The organism is Streptomyces sp. NPDC006450 (assembly GCF_040612195.1).
Lineage (GTDB): Bacteria > Actinomycetota > Actinomycetes > Streptomycetales > Streptomycetaceae > Streptomyces.
Map to the genome: position 1 here is coordinate 1 of NZ_JBEXPT010000139.1, position 16,348 is coordinate 16,348.

At 73.0% G+C, this 16,348-nt stretch carries 16 protein-coding genes; 4 read left to right on the plus strand and 12 right to left on the minus strand.

The genetic code is table 11. The annotated features are described in order from the left end of the window. Window positions 1-310: 3-keto-5-aminohexanoate cleavage protein (locus ABZY57_RS28375; RefSeq protein ID WP_356516670.1), on the plus strand; the 310-nt coding region annotated here is incomplete at its 5' end. Here the strand turns inward: ABZY57_RS28375 and soxR are convergent. Further along, complete coding sequence (soxR, locus tag ABZY57_RS28380) at window positions 288-734, minus strand: redox-sensitive transcriptional activator SoxR (protein ID WP_356516672.1); 447 nt, start codon at window positions 732-734, stop codon at window positions 288-290. The two genes, ABZY57_RS28375 and soxR, sit on opposite strands and share 23 nt — an antisense overlap. 113 nt (window positions 735-847) lie before the next feature. Between soxR and ABZY57_RS28385 the strand changes: the two genes are divergently transcribed. Then, a complete protein-coding gene (locus tag ABZY57_RS28385; RefSeq protein ID WP_356516674.1) occupies window positions 848-1,309 on the plus strand; it encodes a MaoC family dehydratase in 462 nt (153 codons plus the stop codon). Here ABZY57_RS28385 and ABZY57_RS28390 read toward each other — a convergent pair. The 3 genes from ABZY57_RS28390 to ABZY57_RS28400 form a co-directional block, all read right to left on the minus strand. Continuing rightward, window positions 1,300-1,947, minus strand: coding sequence for a TetR/AcrR family transcriptional regulator (locus tag ABZY57_RS28390; protein WP_356516676.1), 648 nt, complete (start codon window positions 1,945-1,947; stop codon window positions 1,300-1,302). The two genes, ABZY57_RS28385 and ABZY57_RS28390, sit on opposite strands and share 10 nt — an antisense overlap. A 74-nt stretch (window positions 1,948-2,021) precedes the next feature. Beyond that, window positions 2,022-2,333: a YiaA/YiaB family inner membrane protein gene (locus ABZY57_RS28395; RefSeq protein WP_356516678.1), complete on the minus strand. Its 312-nt coding sequence runs from the start codon at window positions 2,331-2,333 to the stop codon at window positions 2,022-2,024. Between the two features lie 76 nt (window positions 2,334-2,409). Beyond that, window positions 2,410-3,561 (minus strand): acyl-CoA dehydrogenase family protein, encoded by a 1,152-nt coding sequence (locus tag ABZY57_RS28400; protein WP_356516680.1) that lies wholly within the window; start codon window positions 3,559-3,561, stop codon window positions 2,410-2,412. 114 nt (window positions 3,562-3,675) lie between these two features. Between ABZY57_RS28400 and ABZY57_RS28405 the strand changes: the two genes are divergently transcribed. Next, window positions 3,676-4,323, plus strand: coding sequence for a TetR/AcrR family transcriptional regulator C-terminal domain-containing protein (locus ABZY57_RS28405; RefSeq protein WP_356516682.1), 648 nt, complete (start codon window positions 3,676-3,678; stop codon window positions 4,321-4,323). A 90-nt stretch (window positions 4,324-4,413) separates the two neighbouring features. On the opposite strand, the gene ABZY57_RS28410 is transcribed toward ABZY57_RS28405, so the two are convergent. The 4 genes from ABZY57_RS28410 to ABZY57_RS28425 form a co-directional block, all read right to left on the minus strand. Continuing rightward, window positions 4,414-5,493: a zinc-binding dehydrogenase gene (locus ABZY57_RS28410; RefSeq protein ID WP_356516684.1), complete on the minus strand. Its 1,080-nt coding sequence runs from the start codon at window positions 5,491-5,493 to the stop codon at window positions 4,414-4,416. Between the two features lie 26 nt (window positions 5,494-5,519). Next, window positions 5,520-6,932 carry an aldehyde dehydrogenase family protein gene (locus ABZY57_RS28415; protein WP_356516686.1) on the minus strand — a complete coding sequence of 471 codons (1,413 nt, stop codon included), beginning with the start codon at window positions 6,930-6,932 and terminating at the stop codon, window positions 5,520-5,522. Between the two features lie 169 nt (window positions 6,933-7,101). After that, on the minus strand, window positions 7,102-8,568 hold the full coding sequence (locus ABZY57_RS28420; protein ID WP_356516688.1) for a citrate:proton symporter: 1,467 nt from the start codon (window positions 8,566-8,568) through the stop codon (window positions 7,102-7,104). A 73-nt stretch (window positions 8,569-8,641) separates the two neighbouring features. Continuing rightward, complete coding sequence (locus ABZY57_RS28425; protein ID WP_356516690.1) at window positions 8,642-10,987, minus strand: molybdopterin oxidoreductase family protein; 2,346 nt, start codon at window positions 10,985-10,987, stop codon at window positions 8,642-8,644. 556 nt (window positions 10,988-11,543) lie between these two features. On the opposite strand from ABZY57_RS28425, the gene ABZY57_RS28430 reads away from it, so the two are divergent. Next, window positions 11,544-12,941 carry an AMP-binding protein gene (locus ABZY57_RS28430; RefSeq protein ID WP_356516692.1) on the plus strand — a complete coding sequence of 466 codons (1,398 nt, stop codon included), beginning with the start codon at window positions 11,544-11,546 and terminating at the stop codon, window positions 12,939-12,941. Window positions 12,942-13,107: 166 nt separating this feature from the next. Here the strand turns inward: ABZY57_RS28430 and ABZY57_RS28435 are convergent, their stop codons facing one another. From ABZY57_RS28435 to ABZY57_RS28450, 4 genes are read right to left on the minus strand one after another with little or no spacing between them, the layout of a single operon-like run. Further along, window positions 13,108-13,728, minus strand: coding sequence for a TetR/AcrR family transcriptional regulator (locus ABZY57_RS28435; protein ID WP_356516696.1), 621 nt, complete (start codon window positions 13,726-13,728; stop codon window positions 13,108-13,110). A gap of 49 nt (window positions 13,729-13,777) precedes the next feature. After that, on the minus strand, window positions 13,778-15,154 hold the full coding sequence (locus tag ABZY57_RS28440; RefSeq protein ID WP_356516698.1) for a hypothetical protein: 1,377 nt from the start codon (window positions 15,152-15,154) through the stop codon (window positions 13,778-13,780). Window positions 15,155-15,213: 59 nt separating this feature from the next. After that, window positions 15,214-15,384: a hypothetical protein gene (locus tag ABZY57_RS28445; protein ID WP_356516694.1), complete on the minus strand. Its 171-nt coding sequence runs from the start codon at window positions 15,382-15,384 to the stop codon at window positions 15,214-15,216. Next, entirely contained in the window at window positions 15,381-16,193 is an 813-nt protein-coding gene (locus ABZY57_RS28450; protein WP_356516700.1) for a cupredoxin domain-containing protein, read from the minus strand. Before ABZY57_RS28450 ends, ABZY57_RS28445 begins: the two co-directional genes overlap by 4 nt. Window positions 16,194-16,348: the final 155 nt, after the last annotated feature.

Genomic DNA, 16,348 nt, shown 5'->3' on the forward strand with positions numbered 1-16,348 from the left:
GCTCGCGCGGTTCCTGGCCTGGCCGGTGCGGGACCCCGCGCGGGTCCGGCTGGTGGCCGAGCTGGCCTCCGCCGACCCCCGGCCGGTCGCCGAGTTGCTCCGCCGGCTGCCGCCGGTGCCGGTGCTGCTGTTCGGGCGGGAGGCGGCGGCCTGGCCGGCGCTGCGGCTGGCCGCGCGGTACGGCGCCGGGGCGCGGATCGGCGTAGGAGACGTGCTGCACCTGCCGGACGGCCGGGCGGCGCGGTCGAACGCCGACCTGGTCGCGGCGGCCGCCCACGCTCGGGAGGTCACAACAGCCGTGAACCCGTGATGTGTTCACCGAAGACGTCGTCCGGGTTGGAGAGCGCGCAGTTCTCCAGGGAGAGGCATCCGCAGCCGATGCAGTCGGTCAAATGGTCCCGCAGACGACCGAGTTGGTCGATGCGCTGATCGAGCTCGGCGCGCCAGCTCTCCGAGAGCCTGGCCCAGTCCTCGCGGTTGGGGGTGCGGCCTTCGGGGAGTTGGGCGAGGGCGTCGCGGATGCTGGCCAGGGGGATGCCGACGCGCTGGGCGGCCCGCACGAACGCCACGCGGCGCAGCGCGTCGCGGGTGAAGCGGCGCTGGTTGCCGGAGGTGCGGCTGCTGCTGATCAGGCCCTTGGCCTCGTAGAAGTGCAGTGCGGAGACGGCCGCGCCGCTGCGGGCGGACAGCTGGCCGACGGTGAGCTCGTGGACCTTCTCGGGAATCTGCGGCACACCGCCGAGGGTAATCGGCGGGGCCGGGATTCGGAGCCGGGTACGTCGTTGACAGATCCATGACGGCCCCAGCATGCTGAGCAAGCGCTTATTCGCCAGGGAGAGGTACGGGTATGTCCGAGCCGACGATCTTCACGTCCGCCGAGGAGCTCACCGCCGGGATCGGCGCACCGCTCGGCCCGAGCGACTGGCTGGAGGTGGACCAGAAGCGGATCGACCTCTTCGCGGACGCCACCGGGGACCACCAGTGGATCCACGTGGACCCGGAGAGGGCGGCGTCCGGACCCTTCGGCTCCACGATCGCGCACGGGTACCTCACGCTGTCGCTGCTGCCGAGCCTGGTGCCGCAGATCATGCGGGTCGAGGGCATGCGGATGGGCATCAACTACGGCGTGAACAAGGTGCGTTTCCCGGCCCCGGTGCCGGTCGGGTCGCGGCTGCGCGCGACCGCGCTGATCACCGAGGTCGTGGAGGCGGGCGGCGGAGTCCAGGTGTCGGCCACCGTGACCGTCGAGCTCGAGGGCGGCGAGAAGCCCGTGTGCGTGGCGGAGTCGGTGTCCCGCTACTACTTCTGAGGCGCGGCGGCGGCCTCACCGGGGCCCGCGCCCACCATGCGGAGCACGAGGCCGGCGTAGAGCGCGCCGACCTCGTCGGGCGTGCGGCGGCCGTCCGCGCTGAACCAGCGGGCGACGTCGATGCACAGCGACAGCACGGCGAGCGTGGTGCCGGGCACGTCCGGGACGAAGAACTCCCCGGCCGCGACACCGTCGGCGAGGATGCGGCGGATGGCCGCGTCGCTCTGCCGGCGCAGGGCCACGATGTCGGAGCGGTGCTCCGGAGCGAGAGCATCGAGCTCGTACTGGACCACGCGCGCGGTGGTGTGGTGGGCCGCGTGCCAGCGCACGAAGGACCGTACGGCCGCGTCGAGCCGCTCGGAGGCGCTGCCGGGGCCGGAGGCGGCGGTGTCCAGGATCTCCAGGGCCTTGTCGTGGCCGATCCGGCTGATCCGGTGGAGCAGCTCTTCCTTGGTCTTGTAGTGGATGTAGAGCGCGGCCGGGCTCATACCGGCCCGTCCCGCGATGTCCCGCGTGGTGGTGGCGTGGTACCCGCGCTCGGCGAAGGCCTCCACGGCGGCGACGAGCAGCCGCCGCGCCGCGTCGGGAGTGACCTCCGACCACGGCCGGTAGCCGCCGATCTCCTCCACGCTGTCCATCGCTCGCTCACCCTCTTCGGCCCGTAGGAAGGCACACCTCGAAAGGAACACCTTACCGGAGGGTGAGCAAGCGCTTAGCGATCCTGCGGGGTGGGCTGCTTCGGGGTGGCGAAGGGGTCGTAGCTCGTCATGATCTTCTCCATCCGGGCCTGGTCGACCCGGCTGACGATCTGGGTGACCTCCTGGCGGTCGCGGATCACCTTGGCGAGGGTGAAGGCCGAGGTGGTGAGGTAGAGGACGGCGATGCCGAGGAAGGCGCGGACCCAGCCGTCGGCGTCCATGTTGTAGATCCCCAGGGCCACCGCGCCGATGGCGATGCCGAAGGAGGCGACGGCCTGGCCGTAGTAGGCCCCCGTGTTCTGCTGCTTGACCGGTGTCTCGTTCATGGGTCCAGCTTGGGGCGGGCCGGGCCCCGGCACATCCGCGCGCGTACTCACGTACGTACTCAGGAACTCCAGGCGCTCAGAAGGCGGAAACCCCCGTACGGGCACGGCCGATGAGGAGCTTCTGGATCTGACTGGTGCCCTCGTACAGGGTCATCACGCGGGCGTCGCGCAGCAGTTTGCCGGCCGGGTACTCGTCGATGTAGCCGTAACCGCCGTGCACCTGGAGGGCGTTGCTCGCGGCTCGGACGGCGGCCTCGGAGGCGAAGAGCTTGGCGGTGGAGGACTCGGTGGCGAAGGGCAGTCCGCGGTCGATGAGATCGGCCACCCGCCAGGTCAGCAGCCGGGCGGCGTCCACGTCGACGGAGATGTCGGCGATCAGCTCCTGGACCAGCTGGTGGTGGGCGATCGGCTTGCCGAACTGCTCGCGCTGGGCGGCGTAGGAGACGGCCGCGTCCAGCGCGGCCTGGGCGATGCCGACGCAGCCCGCGGCGACGGACATCCGGCCCTTGGCGAGGGCCGACATGGCGACGGAGAACCCCTTCCCCTCGGGGCCGAGCATCGCGGAGGCGGGCACGCGCACGCCGTCGAGGGAGAGTTCGGCGGTGGCCTGGCCGCGCAGGCCCAGCTTGCCGTGGATCTCGCGGCGGGTCAGGCCCGGGGCGTCGGCGGGCACGAGGAACGCGGAGATGCCGCGGTGGCCGGGCTCCTCGTTCGTGCGGGCGAAGAGCAGGACCACGTCGGCCCAGGTGCCGTTGGTGATGAACATCTTGCTGCCGCTGATCACGTACGCGTCACCCTCGCGCCGGGCGCGGGTGGTGAGGGCGGCGGCGTCGGAGCCGGTGCCGGGCTCGGTGAGCCCGAAGCAGCCGAGGGCTTCGCCGGAGCACAGGCGGGGCAGCCAGGCGCGCTTCTGCTCCTCGCTCCCCCAGGCGGCGACGGTCTTGGCGACCAGGCCCAGGGAGACGGAGACGATGCCGCGCACGGCGGAGTCCCCGCGGCCGAGCTCCTCGGTGACCAGGACGTAGGAGAGGTGGTCCCCACCGGAGCCGCCGTACTCCTCGGGGACCGTCAGGCCGAGGAAGCCGACGGAGCCGAGCTTCTTCACCATGGCCCGGTCCACGCTCTCGGCGCGGTCCCACTCGGCGGCGTACGGAGCGATCTCGCGTTCGGTGAACGCGCGGGCGAGATCGCGGACGGCGGACTGCTCCTCGCTGAGTTCCAGATTCACCGGGCACCTCCGGGCGGGACGGGATGGGGCGGGATGGGGCGGGGACGTGGACGCGTACCGGCGGGGTTAATTACCACTGCTAGTTTAATTCCGGCAGGCCTTACTATGTGGCGCATGGCCAGACCGCGCAAGCCCCTCCTCAGCAGATCGCTCATCGTCGAGGCGGCGGGTGCGCTGGTGGACGGCGAGGGGCTGGAGGCCGTCTCGACGCGGCGGCTGGCGGCTGCGCTGGGGGTCAGCGGGCCCTCCCTGTACAACCACTTCCGCACGAAGGACGAGATCCTGGACGCGGTCGCGGACGCGGTGAGCGCGCGGGTCGACCTGTCGATGTTCGAGGCCGGGGACGGCCGGGAGTGGCAGGTCGCGCTGCGCGACTGGGCACACTCCTACCGGGCCGCCCTGTCCGACCATCCGAACATCGTGCCGGTGCTGGCGCGCGGACCGGGCCGCAGGCCGGCCGGACTGCGGGTGGCCGACGCCGTCTTCGGCGCGATGACGGCGGCCGGCTGGCCGCCGGCGCAGGCGACCCGGATCGGGGCGCTGATGCGGTACTTCATCCTCGGCTCGGCGGTGGGTTCCTTCGCCCGGGGTTTCGTGGACGACGAGACGGCATACGACCCCTCGGACTACCCGCACCTGGGTCAGGCCCACCTGCTGGCGGAGCGCCAGCGCGAGGTGGACGAGGGCGCCTTCGAGACGGGCCTGGCGGCGCTGCTGGACGGCCTGGCCCTCCAGTACGCGGCGCTGCGGGAGACCGCCTGACTCCCGGCCGGCTCCCGGCCTGACTCCCGGCCGGCTCCCGACCGGCTCCCGCGGCCGGCTCCGCCCGTCCGGGACGGGCGGAGCCGGATGCTAGAAGATCACCAGCGAGCGGCCGCCCTTGCCCGCCAGCATCGCGTCGAAGGCCGCCGGGATGCCGTCGAGGGTGATCCGGTCGGTGACCAGGGATCCGAGGTCGAGGCGGCCCGCGCGGACGTGGGCGGCGATCACCGGGAGGTCGCGGGCGGGGTCGCTGTTGCCGTAGACGCAGCCGGTGAGGGTGCGGGCGAAGTGGAAGATCTCCAGGGCGTTGAAGGTGACCTGCTGCTCCTTGCCCCCGATGCCGACGACCGTCGTACGGCCGCCGCGCCGGGTGGACTCCCAGGCGCCGCGGATGCTCGCGGCCCGGCCGGCGCACTCGACGGCCACGTCCACGCCGTGGCCGCCGGTGAGGGCGCGGATGTCCTTGGCGGTGGTCTCGGAGGCGAGCAGGAACTCCGTGGCCCCGGCCGCCCGGGCCAGTTCCTCCTTGTCCGGGGAGACGTCCACGGCCACGATCGGGCCCGCCATCGCGATCCGGGCCGCCTGGAGGGCGGCCAGACCCACGCCGCCGACTCCGAAGACGGCCACCGACTCGCCGGGGCGGACCTGGGCGCTGTGGTGGACGGCTCCGTAGCCGGTGAGGACCGCGCAGCCGAGCAGTGCGGCCTCGGCGAGCGGGATCCCTGCGGGGGCGGGCAGGACGCAGTTGGCCGCGACGACGGTCTCCTCGGCGAAGGCGGCCACGTTCAGCCCGGGGTGCAGCTCGACGCCCAGGGCGTCGTGGGCGTACACCGCTCCGACACCGGTGAGCGCCTTGGCGCAGAGCCATACCTCGCCGATCGAGCAGTGGTGGCACTGCCCGCAGGACGGGGCCCAGTTGAGCACCACCCCGTCGCCGGGCACTACGTGGGTGACCCCTTCTCCGACGGCGAGGACCGTGCCCGCGCCCTCGTGGCCGAGGACGGCGGGTACGGGGACCCGCATGGTGCCGTTGGTGAGGGAGAGGTCGGAGTGGCAGACCCCGGCGGCGGCGAGCCGTACCCGGACCTGGCCGGGGCCGGGTTCGGGCAGCACGATGTCCCGTATCTCCAGGGGTGCTCCGACGGCGGGCAGGATGGCGGCGCGGACCATGATCGTCGTCTCCGTGTGTGCGGGGTCTAGAACTGCAGGGACTTGGTCTGGAGGTACTCGGCGAGGCCGTGCGGGCCCAACTCGCGGCCCACGCCCGACTTCTTGTACCCGCCGAAGGGCGCGAGCGGGTTGAAGCGGCCGCCGTTGATGTCCACCTGACCGGTGTCCATCAGGCGTGCGAAGGCCACGGCCGTCTCCTCGTCCGCCGCCCAGACCGCCCCGCCCAGCCCGTAGTCGGTGCCGTTCGCGATGGCCAGGGCCTCGTTCTGGTCTCCGTAGGGAAGGATCGACAGCACCGGGCCGAAGATCTCCTCCTGGGCGATGGTCATGTCGGGCGTGACGTCGGCGAACACGGTCGGGGCGATGAAGTACCCCTGCTCGTGCGGCGCCTCGGGACCGCCCGCGACGAGGCGCGCGCCCTCCTCGACGCCCTTGGTGATGAAGCCGCGGACGCGGTCGCGCTGCTTGGCGCTGACGACCGGGCCGAGGCGGGTGCCCGGGTCGAGGGGGTCGCCGGAGGCGTACTTGCCCGCGGCGGCGGCCGCGAGGGAGACCGCCTCCTCGTAGTCGTCCCGGTGGACGAGCATGCGGGTGAGCGCGTTGCAGCTCTGGCCGGCGTTGTTCATGACGTGGCCCACGCCCGCGGCGACGGCCTTGGCGAGGTCGGCGCCGGGCAGGATGACATTGGCCGATTTGCCGCCCAGCTCCAGGGCCACCCGCTTGACGGCGGCGCCGGCCGTGGCGCCGATCAGCTTGCCGACGGCGGTGGATCCGGTGAAGGAGACGAGGTCGACTCCCTCGTGCGCGGCGAGGGCCTGGCCGGCGACCGGGCCGGTGCCGGTCACCAGGTTGAAGACCCCGGCCGGGATCCCCGCCTCGTGCACGGCTTCGGCGAAGAGCTGTGCGGTCAGCGGGGTGTCCTCGGCGGGCTTGAGGACGAGGGTGCAGCCTGCGGCGAGAGCGGGTGCCACCTTGGCAACGATCTGGTGCAGCGGGTAGTTCCAGGGGGTGATCGCCCCGACGACGCCGACGGGCTCCAGCAGTACGGTCGAGTTCCCGATCCGCTCCTCGAAGGCGTACGAGGCCCCGAGTTCGGCGTAGGAGGAGGCCACGGCGATCGGCGCCCCGACATGGACCATCTCCGAGAACCCCAGCGGCGAGCCCAGCTCGGCGGTGATCGTCTCGGCTATCTCGCCCTTGCGGGCGACCAGGACGTCGCGCAGGGACCCGATGAGGGCGGCCCGCTCGGCCGGAGCCGTGGCCGCCCAGGACGGGAAGGCCGCGCGGGCCGCGCGTACGGCCGCGTCCACGTCCTCGGCCGTACCGGCCGGGACCGAGGCGATCGGCCGCTCGTCGGCCGGGTTGAGGACCTCGATGCGGCCTTGGCCGAGGGCGGCCCGCCACTCGCCGCCGATGTACATCCCGTCATGGGCCTTCATGGCAATCCTCCCGAGCACGCGCGGGCGCGTGGACCTGTGGACGTCTGGACGTGGGGACGTGCGGACCTGAACGGTGACGCGTGACGCGCGGTCGCCGCATCGGATCCGACGTCGCCAACACCCTACAAACTAGCGCCGGTAGTTTTGTGCGCGCCAGGGGCGGAGGGGGTCAGATGATGCCGAAAAGCATCCCTGCAGCCAGGACCACCAGGGAGGTCAGGGCCGCCCATTTCACGGTGAACCGGGTGTGATCGCCGAACTCGACCTTGGCCATGCCGACGAGGACGTAGACGGCCGGAACGAGCGGGCTCGACATGTGCAGGGCCTGCCCGACCAGGGAGGCGCGGGCGATTTCCAGCGGGGAGACCCCGTGTGCGGCGCCGGCCTCGGCGAGGACGGGCAGGACGCCGAAGTAGAAGCCGTCGTTGGACATGAAGTAGGTGAGTGGCAGGCTGAGCAGGCCGGTGACCAGGGCCATGTGCGGGCCCATGCCCTCGGGGATGGCGCCGACGAGCCAGTCGGCCATGTGCTTGACCATGCCGGTGCCGGTGAGGACGCCGGTGAAGACGGCGGCGGCGAAGACCATTCCGGCGACGTTCAGGACGTTCTCGGCGTGGGCGGCGATCCGGGCCTTCTGGTCCGGCATGTGGGGGAAGTTGACGGTGAGGGCGAGGGCGGCCCCGAGGAGGAAGAGCACCGGGATCGGGAGCAGTTCCATGATCATGGCGGTGAGCAGGGCGACGGTGAGGCCCGCGTTGAACCAGTAGAGGCGGGGGCGCAGCGTCGAGCGGTGCGGGTCGAGGCCCTGGAAGCCGTCTTCGCCGGGGGTGACGCCCTCGGTCGGGCCGGCCGGGGTGACCCCGGAACCGGTGGAGGCCCCGGAACCGGTGGAGGCCTGGGACGGGGCGGAGCCGGCGGAGGGCGTCCGGGTGCTCCCGGCGGCGGCCGGGCCCTTGCCGGCCGCGACCAGGAGCTCCCCGGTCGGCTCCGCCGACCGGTCGGTGCCGACGGGGAGGGTCAGCAGGCCGAGGCGGCGGCGTTCCCTGAGGCCGAGGACGTAGGCCAGGACGAAGACGAAGAGCAGGCCCACGGCGAGCGCGGGGATCATCGGTACGAAGATGTCGGCGGCGTCGAGCTTGAGCGCGGTGGCGGCGCGGGCCGTGGGGCCGCCCCAGGGCAGGGTGTTCATGACGCCGTTCGCGGTGGCCGCGACGCCGGTCATCACCACCAGGCTCATGCCGAGGCGCTTGTAGAGCGGGTACATCGCCGAAACGGTGATCATGAAGGTGGTCGAGCCGTCGCCGTCGAGCGAGACGATGGCGGCGAGGACGGCGGTGCCGACCACGACGCGCATCGGGTCGGCCCGGCAGAAGCGCAGGATGCCGCGCACGATCGGGTCGAAGAGGCCGACGTCGATCATCACGCCGAAGTAGACGATGGCGAACATCAGCATGGCGGCGGTCGGCGCGAGCTTGCCGACTCCGTCGATGACGTAGCCGCCGAGCTGCGCGCCCTGTCCGGCGAACACGCAGAAGAGCGCGGGGATGAGGACGAGCGCCGCGATGGGCGACATTTTCTTCAGCATGATCAGGACCAGGAAGGTCGCGATCATGGCGAAGCCGAGGAAGGTCAGCATGGGGGGAACCTAGGTGCCTCCTCCTGGGGCCAACAAGACGTCCGAGCGTGAGCAATACGAGCAAAACCCCAGCTCAGGGGATGGGTGTCAGTTCGACGGGGAAACCGTTGAGCACCGCCGTACCGGAGAGGGGGTCGAGGCGGCTGCCGTCGAGGAGCTGGTTGACGTTGGCTCCGGGCACGGCCGCGGCCACGGAGAGACGGGTTCCGGGGCGGTCGTGGCCCCAGCCGTGCGGCAGGCTCACGACTCCGGTACGGAGGGTGTCGGTGACCTCCACGGGAACCTCCAGGCTGCCGCCGTCGGCGGTGATCCGGGCCAGGTGCCCGTCGGTGAGGCCGAGCCGGGCGGCGTCGTCCGGGTGGGCCTGGAGGGTGCAGCGGTTGGAACCTCCGGCGAGGGCCGGAACGTTGTGCAACCAGCTGTTGTTGGACCGCAGGTGGCGGCGGCCCACGAGCACCAGGGCGGCGGGGCGTTCGGCGAGCGCCCTGCGCAGCCTGGGGAGTTCGGCCGCGATCGGGTCCGGCAGGAGCTCGATCCTGCCGCTGCGCGTCTTCAGCAGGCCCGGGAGCCGGGGGCGCAGGGGGCCCAGGTCGATTCCGTGCGGGTGCGCGCGCAGCTGCTCCAGCCCGAGGCCCACGGGGGCCGGGCCGACGGAGGCAGGGCCGACGGAGGCAGGGGTGGCAGGGGCAGGGCCCGGCACCGCCGCGTCGTCGGGCGTGGCCGCGCTGGTGCCCGTAGCGCCGCTCCCGGGCAGGGCGGGGGCCTCGCCGAACCGGTCTCCGTAGGGGCCGAGCCGGAGCATCAGGTCGAGGCGGCGCTCGGGGCCGCCGGCGCCCGCGAGCAGCCCGGCGAGGCGCGCCGGATCCTGCCCGTGCAGGGGGGAGTCCGGGTCGGCGCACTCCCGGGCGAGGGTGGCCCCGATGGCCAGGTCGTCCACGGCGACCGGGTCGGTTCCGTGCATGCCGGAGACGGCGAGTACGAGACGGGCGTGGATCTCGCACTCGTCCATGCGCCCGTCTTCGAGCGGGACGGCGGGCGGTGAATAGCGGACCTGGTTGCGGATGGCGAAGGTGTTGAAGGAGAAGTCGAAGTGGGCGCTCTGCGAGGGCGGAGCGGGTGGCAGGACGACGTGGGCGTGGCGTGAGGTCTCGTTGAGGTAGGGGTCGATGCTGACCATGAAGTCGAGCCCGGCCAGGGCCGCGTCGAGACGCCGGCCGTCGGGGGCGGACAGCACGGGATTCGCCGCGATGGAGACCAGGGCCCGGATCCGTCCCTCCCCCGGGGTCTCGATCTCCTCCGCGAGCGCGGCCATGGGCAGTTCGGCCTTGGCCTCGGGGTGGCCGCTGACCCGGCTGTGCCAGCGCCCGAGGCTGAAGCCCTTGCCGGGTCCGGCCGGCCGGGGTGCGCGGTCCGTCGCGGACAGCGGGAAGAGGGCTCCGCCCGGCCGGTCGAGATTGCCGGTCAGGATGTTCAGCACGTCGACCAGCCAGCTGGCGAGCGTGCCGTACTCGACGGTGCAGCTGCCGATGCGCCCGTAGACGGCGGCGGTCGGCGCGGACGCGAGATCACGGGCGAGGTCGCGGATCTCTTCGGCCGTGAGGTCGCAGGCGGGGGCCACGGCCTCAGGAGTGAAACTACCGAGCGCTTCGGCGAGTTCCCCGATTCCCTGTGTGTGTTCCGCGAGCACGCCCGGATCGGTCAGTTCCTCGGCGAGCAGCGTGTGGGCCAGGGCGGCGAGCAGCAACGCGTCGCTGCCGGGGCGCGGCGCGAGGTGGCGGTCGGCGAGCTTGGCCGTGCGGGTGCGGCGCGGGTCGACGACGACGAGGGTGCCGCCCCGTGCGCGCAGCGCCTTGAGCCGGCCGGGGAAGTCGGGTGCGGTGCACAGGGAGCCGTTGGACTCGACCGGGTTCGCCCCGAGGAGCAGGAGGAAGTCCGTGCGGTCGAGGTCCGGGACGGGGATGGCGAAGGGATCCCCGAAGAGCAGCCCGCTGGAGACGTGTTTGGGCATCTGGTCGAGGGTGCTGGCAGTGAAGAGGTTGCGGGTGCCGAGGGCCTTGAGGAGCAGGGGAGGGTAGAGCTGGCCGGCCATGGTGTGGACGTTCGGGTTGCCGAGGACGACGCCGACGGACTGGGGCCCGTACGCGCTCACGAGGGCGGGGACCGCGTCCGCGATGGCCTGGTACGCCTCCTCCCAGGTGGCCTCGTGGAGCCGGCCGTCGCGTCGCACGAGGGGGGTGCGCAGCCGGTCGGGATCGGCGTCGACGCCACCGAGGGCGGCGCCCTTGGGGCAGATGAAGCCGCGGCTGAACACGTCGTCACGGTCCCCCCGGGCCCCGGTGACGGTGGTGCCTTCGATGGTGAGCGTGAGGCCGCAAGTGGCTTCGCAGAGGGGGCAGATGCGCAGGGCGGTGCGGGGCATGGGCCCTCCAGGGGCAGCAGGCTGCGACACGGGGCACGGGCGCCGGACCCGCGCGGGCGGCACCGAGCATACCGACCGGTAGGCACGGTGGGGAGGGTCCGGCACCACCCGGAATCCGTGAATCCCCGGAACGGGCCCTCACGGGACCCCCTGGCGGGCCTTGCCGGGCCCGGAGCGAGGCCCGGGGCGGGGGCCGGGCGGGGACGGGCAGCCGCGCGCCGCCTTCGAAGACCGGTGCATCCGGCCTCACTTCTCGTTCTCCTCCGCCTCCCTGTCCCCGGGATGCCGCTTCGAGGAGCCCGAATTCTCAGCGACCGCCCTCGGTGCGGCGCCGCGCGTACCGCGCCCGTCACCGCTGGCCCCGGCCGTTCCCCCTGGTCAGCGGCGCCCCTTGGTCCTTCTGCTGAGGCGATTCAGCACCCTTGGTCGGGAAAGCGCATTGCCCGACGGGCAGGGGCGGATTTGACTGCGAGGTCGATACGGCGGGCTCTCCCCCGCTGACGCCGAAAACGACCCGCACGGCTTCCGGTTCGGAAGCTGGTACATGAGGAACCGAATGACATCCATGCTCGACGGCTGTACGCCCTGGCCCGAGGAATTCGTCGACTACTACTGGGCGTCCGGCCACTGGCGGGGCAATACGCTGGACAACCTGCTGCGCGGCTGGGCCGTGCAGTACGGACCACGGACCGCGCTCGCCCACGGCGACACCCGCATCACGTACGCGGCCCTGAACCGCCTCGTGAGCCGGATGGCCGCCGGGTTCCGGCTGCGCGGCCTCCGGCGCGGACAGCGGGTCGTCGTCCAACTTCCCGGCATCCCCGAGCTCGTCGTCGCCACGTTCGCGCTGGTGCGCGCCGGCGCGGTCCCCGTGCTCTGCCCGATCTCGCACCGCGCGCCCGAGGTGTCCCACGTCGTCGAGGTCTCCGAGGCCACCGGCTACATCGGCCCCGCGACGTACCGGGGCTTCGACCACACGGCGATGGCCGCCGACATCGCGGCCCGAGGCCCCTTCCTGCGCCGGGTGTTCACCTTCGAGCCGCCCGGCACCTCGTCGCCGTACGGCGGTTTCACGACCGACACGTCGGGCTGCCACTACTTCCCGCTGCACTCCCTCGACTCCCCGCCCGAGCCGCCGCTCACGCTGAACGCCGGCCAGGTGGCGCTCTTCCTGCTCTCCGGCGGCGCCGGAGAAGCGCCCGGGCTGGTGCCGCGCACCCACAACGACTACGCCTACCAGGCGCGGGCCGCGGCCGAGCTGGTGTCGCTCACCCAGGACGACGTGTACCTCGCCGCGCTGCCCGCCGACCTCAACCTCGCCTTCGGCGGCCCCGGCATCATCGGCACCCTCACCGTCGGCGGCACCGTCGTCCTGGTCGAGGACCCGGAACCCGCCGCGTTCCTGGCGGCCATCGAGCGCGAGCGGGTGACCGTCGCCTCGCTGACGCCGGCCACCGCGCGGCTCTGGCTCGACGCGCGTTCCGCGGTCGGGGCCGATGTGAGCAGTCTGCGTCTCGTACAGATCGGCGGCAGCACCCGGCCCTTGGACCGCGCGACCGCCGAACGGGTGGGACCCGAATGGGGCTGCCGCCTCCAGCAGGTCTTCGGTACGGACGAGGGGTTGCTGACCCTCACCCGGACCGACGATCCGGACGAGACGGTGCTCACGACGCAGGGCCGTCCGCTCTCCCCCGATGATCAGATCCGCGTCGTCGACGCCGACGGCGAGGAGGTGCCCGACGGGGAGCAGGGCGAACTCCTGGCCCGCGGGCCCTACACGGCGCGCGGTTACTACCGCTCGCCCGGCCTCAATGCGCGCTCCTTCACCCCCGACGGCTACCTGCGCACCGGCGCCCTCGCGCGGCGCACACCGGACGGCAACCTGGTGGTGACCGGCCGCCGCGAAGGTGTCGCACGGCCGCTGGACCGGGCGGCGGACCCGTCCGGGCCGTGACGGCCGTGCGGGACCTCCGGTCCTGCGGCGCGTGAGGTGCCGGCGGTCCCCGGCGTGGGGGCCGCCCTCACCATCACCATCGATCGCCATCGCCATCGCCATCGCCGTCGCCGTCGCCATCGCCATCGCCATCGCCATCGCCATCCGACGAGCGTGCTCCGTCCGGTCAGTCCAGGACGCGGGCGAGGTAGGCGTGCATCATCGCGCGGGTTTCGGCGACGATGTCGGGGTCGCCGGCGGGGTCGTTGCGGAAGGCGAGCTGGATCAGCGCGTCGGTGGCCTCGACCGCGACGAGGACGGCCCGCTCCAGGGCGGGGTCCGGGGTGAGGGCGAGATGGGCGCCGAGGAGCTCGGTGAGGCGGACGGCGACCAGGTGGTTGGGGTCGGAGGCGGGTCCCTCGGACGGCGGCGCCGGCACCCCGAAGTCGACGAGGGCGAAGCCCGGCACGCTGCGCTTCATGACCAGGTACTCGTCCAGCACCGCGTCGACGACCGGACGCCAGTCGGTGTCCGGGAGGTCCGCGAGCCGCTGCTCGATGCCGTCGGCGTAACGGTCGAGGTTGCGGTGGGCCAGGGCGATGGCCATGGCCCGCTTGTTGCCGAAGAACCGGTAGACCGAACCGATCGGCACGCCGGCCCGCAGGGCCACGGCCCGGGTGCTGAGGTTCTCGTATCCGGTCTCGTCGAGGAGCTCCGCGCAGGCGTCGAGGATCCGGGCGAGGCGGTCGGCGCTGCGCTGCTGGATCGGCGTCCGGCGCAGGGGGTGGGCTGGGGGCACGGGGTCCATCATGCCGCTCCTCGGTTCACGGGTGGGCGGCGGTACCGGTTCGGCCGGCTCAGTTCAGCAGCAGGCTGAGGCCCCCCACCGTGTACGTGATCATCAGCGCGAGCAGCGGCAGTTGGCCGGCGACGGCTTTCGCGGGCGGGAAGAGGCGTACGGAGCGGTCGTGCGCGGCGATGACGCCCAGGACGTGGCCGGTGACGACGGCGATCACCTGGAGGGCGGCGAGGCCGCCGGGACCCAAGGGCGACAAGGGTTCCGGGGCGTTGTCAGCGCCCGATGCCATGATGACTGTGCGTGGTCCTTCGACTACCAGGAGGGAGAAGTAGTGGGCGACGAGATAGCCGAGGGCGATCGGTACGAGTGAGTGCGCGAAGGCGGTCAGCGGGCCGGGGTGCGGGCCGCAGACGAGGCGGGTGACCGCCGCGCACAGGCAGTAGAGGGCGGCGACGAGGGCGACGGCTCCGAGGAGTCCGAGGGTGGCCGCGGCCGTGCGGCCGAGGAGGGAGGTCTGGATCGCGTTGATCCACGAGGGGTTGTCGGAGAAGCCGTCGTAGGCGGTGGATCCGAGCAGGACGCAGACGGTGGCGACGAGTCCGGGCCGCTCGGGCGTCGCGTCGAGTCCGTGGAAGGGGTTACGGAGAACGAGGCGGCCGTCGCTGCGACGGCCGAGGGGGGAGAGCCGGGCCAGGAGGGCGGAGTACACCTCGAAGGCGTCTCCGTCGGCGAACCACCGCTCGCCGTAGCGGGCGGCGAACAGGAGCTGGACGGCGGCGTAGCCGGTCAGGGCGATCAGGAGGGTGGTGGTGGAAGCGGGAGCGGGAGAGACGAGTTCGAGCCAGGTGAAGGCGAAGAGCCCGGCGGCGGCCGGCCATTGCCCTAGCCGGGCGGGGAGTGGGGGTCGCGTTCGGGGCTCCGGGCGCGGGGAGGAGTAGGTGGCTCCGGTGGCTCCGGTGGCAACTTCGCCTGAGGGGCGGGCCGTACGGAGTCGCCCCGCCGGTCGGGCGAGCAGGCGGTGCAGGGCACGGAGCGGGTTGAGGAGGCGCCACACGGGGCCGAAGAGGAGGGAGGCAGGAACGAGGCCGACCCAGAGCAGGACATAGACGGCGCCGGGAGCGGGGTTGCGGGCGGGGTCGTCGGGGCCGAGGAGGAGGTACAGGAGGACGGCGAGCGCGGCCGCGAGGCCGAGCCCGCGCAGGGCGGTACGGGTGGCCGGCGCGTCGGCCACCCGCTGGAGCCCTGCGGGCAGGGCCAGGCCCGAGCGGTCGCCGCGGAAGCGGGAGGCGGACCAGAGGAGGCCCAGTGCGAGGAAGGAGACGAAGAGTGCGGTGAAGGCACCGGCGAAGGCGTAGAAGGGGGAGATCGGCAGATCGTGCTGCGAGCCGATGCCGTGCGCGAGCACGGTGAGCGGTTCGGCCGGGTGAAGGACCACGCCCTGGCCGGCCCCGCCACCGGGCACCGCGTACTGCACCGCCTGCGGCCCGTACCCGGTCACCGTCGGACCGCCGGGGCCCGGGCCGGGGCCAGGGCCCCGACCAGGGCCGAGGTCAGGGCCCGGACCAGGGCCGAGGCCAAGGCCGGGACCAGGGCCGAGGCCAGGGCCGGGACCGGGATCGGGGTCAGGTCCGGGGGCAGGGCCGTGCCCCCGGATGGTGGGGTCATCGGACGAGGAGTTGGGTCAGGACGAGGTTGGACTCGTGCGTTTCGACCTCGAAGAGGCCGGTGCGGTCGGCCGTCAGGATCAGGGTGGCCTCCTGGCCTGCCGGCAGGGCGAGTTCCTTGTCGATGCCGTGGACGTGCAGGGTGTCCGCGCGGTCGCTGGTGACGCGCAGGGCTACGCGTTCGCCGCGTGCCACCTCCACCCGGCCCGGAGCAGGACTGACCTTGCCGTCCCGCACGGTGACGGTCACCGTGCGGTCGGCCTGCGCCGCCTCCGGGGGTGTGGGAGACGGCGCGGCCAAGGAGTGGGGGTGGGTGGACTGGCCTGAAAGCGCTTCGAGTTCGAGGGTAGCTTCGACCGGTTTGCCCGCCACCGCCCAGGCCGTGTGGTCGTCCGCGTAGAGGCGGACGGTCAGGGTGCGCGTGCCGCCCTCGGGCACCTGCGCGGCGGGCAGGTGGAACCAAGGGCCGTACAGGCGGGCCAGTTTGCGGCCGTCCAGCTCCAGGTGTGCGTGCCCGGCACCCGGGAGGGCGCCACCGCCGGTGCTGTCGGGGGTGAAGTGGAAATTCGTCACCGTCAGTTGGAGGTTCCAGCCGTCCTCGGAGTCCGGTCGGGCGGCGAGCCGGACCTCCGGCGCGCCCGCGGCCGGGACCTCTCGGAGCCGGTGGCCCGCGCCGTCTTCGGCGGTGAGCAGCGTGCCGACCTTCCCCGAGGCCTGCTCGTGGGTGGTGCCGGGCTTGTGGTGGGTGGTGGCCCGCCCCCCGCAGCCCGTCACCGCGCCGCCGGCCAGGAGCAGGGCCAGGGCGAGCAGCGCCGCCGCGCGGGCCGTCCGGCGGGACCGTCGGGACCGGCGCGGCGGTGTACCGCAGACGTCGCACCAGGTCCGGCGTTCGGGGCTGCCACCGCCCGGGTGCGCCGTCACGACGGGTCTCCCCCGGCAGCGGCCCGCTCTGCGCCGGCGCCGGC